The sequence below is a fragment of the Bifidobacterium sp. A11 genome, from assembly GCF_000499185.1.
Lineage (GTDB): Bacteria > Actinomycetota > Actinomycetes > Actinomycetales > Bifidobacteriaceae > Bombiscardovia > Bombiscardovia mizhiensis.
Window position 1 is genome coordinate 1 of the sequence record NZ_AWUO01000026.1, and the last position, 2,288, is coordinate 2,288.

The 2,288-nt window shown below is 63.5% G+C and carries 3 protein-coding genes; all 3 read right to left on the reverse strand.

Annotated features, from left to right (window positions below; translation table 11 throughout):
• Window positions 1-54: 54 nt before the first annotated feature.
• Entirely contained in the window at window positions 55-402 is a 348-nt protein-coding gene (locus tag P273_RS09705) for a hypothetical protein (protein WP_015022035.1), read from the reverse strand.
• Between the two features lie 24 nt (window positions 403-426).
• Complete coding sequence (locus tag P273_RS10020) at window positions 427-690, reverse strand: hypothetical protein (RefSeq protein WP_141650026.1); 264 nt, start codon at window positions 688-690, stop codon at window positions 427-429.
• A gap of 183 nt (window positions 691-873) precedes the next feature.
• Window positions 874-2,288, reverse strand: a 1,415-nt coding sequence (locus tag P273_RS0109100; protein WP_024628118.1) for a ParB/RepB/Spo0J family partition protein, incomplete at its 5' end; no start/stop codon positions are given.

Here is a 2,288-nt window from a genome sequence, read left to right on the forward strand (position 1 = left end):
GCATGGAAAAAGGGACCCCGTTGAGGGGTCCCTTGATGATGTTGCCCTGATGGGTCAGGCCATCTGGCTTCGGAGTCCTGGGTAGTGGTGTGCCAGGTATTCGGCGGTGGCTTGGCGGATCAGTGCCGATAGGTTGGTGCCTTCTGTTTTGACGGCGGCTTCGGCCCATTGGTCCAGGGCCGGGGTGGTGCGTACCTGCCAGGTTTTGCTGGTGGGTTGTTTGAGTTCGTCGCGGGGGCGGCCGGCGAAGATGGAGAGCAGGTCGTCGTCGGTCAGGGGGCCGGCGTCGTAGCCCCGGTATACCCGGGTGCCTTCGATGGGTGTGAATTGGCCGGCGTCGGCCATGCGGTCGAGTGCTTCGGCGTGTGCTGCCCTGTCGGCGGGTGTCTGTGTGTTGGTCATGGTCTGGCTCCTTGTTGGTTGTGTCTATTGGTATCTGAGATGTTGCCACCGGCTGGTCAGCGGCATGGCGTGGAAGGCGTGGAGCTGGCCGTCCTGCCATTTGCTGACGATGACTTCGAGCAGGTTGTCGGGTAGGGCCCCGGGGTGTGGCTGGCCGACGAAGACCACCGTCATCTCGTCGCCGTAGCCCTCGATTTGTTCGTGGCCTATGGAGTGGAGGACCGCGTGCCTGATTTCGTCGTCGGCGCAGCCGTGCTTGCGGGCTGATTGCTCTATCTCGATCTCCATGACCATGAGTGTAGTACAAATTGCACATACAAACCAGTCGTGCGTTCCTCGCGTTGCGGTCTGGCTGTCCGAACGCGGGGCGTTCGACGATGCCGATTCCACCCCGTGGGGTGGCGCGAGGCATCGCTGCGCCGCCGCCGGCAGCCGGCCCCGCTTGGTGGCGGGGCCGGCTGCGGGGTTCATTCACTCTTTGGTGTCCTCCTCCTGGTCGCCGTCGTCTGTTTCATCTTCGTTCCCTTCGTTGTCTTCCTCTTCAGGTCGGGGCACCAGGTCGCCGTCGAGACCGGATTGCTCTTCGTCGCTGATGGCGTAGCCTGCGGTTTGGAGGGCACGGTAGAGGGGTTTGAGCAGGCCGTCTATGTCGTCTTGGCTGCGCCAGGTCTCGTGGTTGATCTGTGTCTCCATGATGGCGTGGCACAGGGCGAAGGCCGTCTGGGTGCGGCGACTCTCGTCAAGGTCGGCCTTTTGCGCCAGCTCGGCTTCCTGGTCCTGGACGATGGCGCGCCATGTGTCCCGCACCTGGTCCCGGCTGACCCACCAGGTGCGTTGGCTCGCTTGGGCGATGACCAGCATGGACAGGGCCTGGGACTGGTTTTTGGCGGGGCGTTTGAGGGACATGAGCCGTTGCGTGTAGGCCAGCCGCAGGTCGTGGCTTGCCGTGTCCAGTTGCTTGGCCGGTGCGATTTCGGCTTCTTGTTCGGCTTGCCACCTGGCCAGGTCATCCTCTCTTTGCCGGCGTTCGTCCTCCTGGTCCTGTTGGGTGTATGGCTCCAGCAGGGTGATTTTGACGCGCCACTGTCCGCCACGGTCGAGCAGTCCGGCGGCCGTGGGTTTGTCGCCTTCCCATTCCTCCAGCCATGTGTCGAGGGCCTGCTTGGGGTCGGGGTCGGTATCCGGGGAGAATCGGGCGATGGTGCGCCAACCTTCCGGGTCAGACCAGGATTGTGATGGTGTCAGCGGCACGATGGGCAGCCCGGCCTGCTTGATGGCTTCCTGGGCCTGTTCGATCCACTTGTCCAGCGACCGTTTGGCCTGGACCTGGTGCAGTGTCATGTTCCAGTTGTTGGTGCCTGCGGCTTTGATGAGCTGGTCTTGCAGGCCTTCGTCGTCGCGGAAGTCGGCTATCGTCTCCAATTCCTCGAAGCTCAGCTGGGATGGCAGCGCGAGTATTTTCTCGTCGTCGATGGACGATATTTTGAGCCGTCGCTGCACGGTGCTGCGGCTGCGGCCAGTGGCTTTGGCCATCTGGTCCACGTCTTCGCCAAGGTCCAGGAGGTGGGCGTATCCGCGTGCCTCGTCCAGGGCGGTGAGCTGGTCACGGTGTATGTTCTCTACCAGCATCACCTCCGCCTGGGTCTGCTCGTCCATGTCGGTGATGATACAGGGCACGGTTGCAAGGCCGGCCTGCTCGGCGGCCGCCAGCCGCCGGTGTCCGATGACCAGGGTGTGCCGCCCCTCCTGGTTCGCCGGTGTGACGACCAGGGCCTGCTGTATGCCTTGGGACGCGATGCTCATGGCCAGCTCCGACACGTCTCCTATCTCGCTTCGGGGGTTGGCGTCGTTGGGCCTGATGGCGTCGATGGGCAGCATGGTCACTG

Bases quoted from the DNA above. Each gene is read 5' to 3' on its own strand.
- P273_RS09705 (WP_015022035.1), bottom strand. From the start codon at position 402: ATGACCAACACACAGACACCCGCCGACAGGGCAGCACACGCCGAAGCA.
- P273_RS10020 (WP_141650026.1), bottom strand. From the start codon at position 690: ATGGAGATCGAGATAGAGCAATCAGCCCGCAAGCACGGCTGCGCCGAC.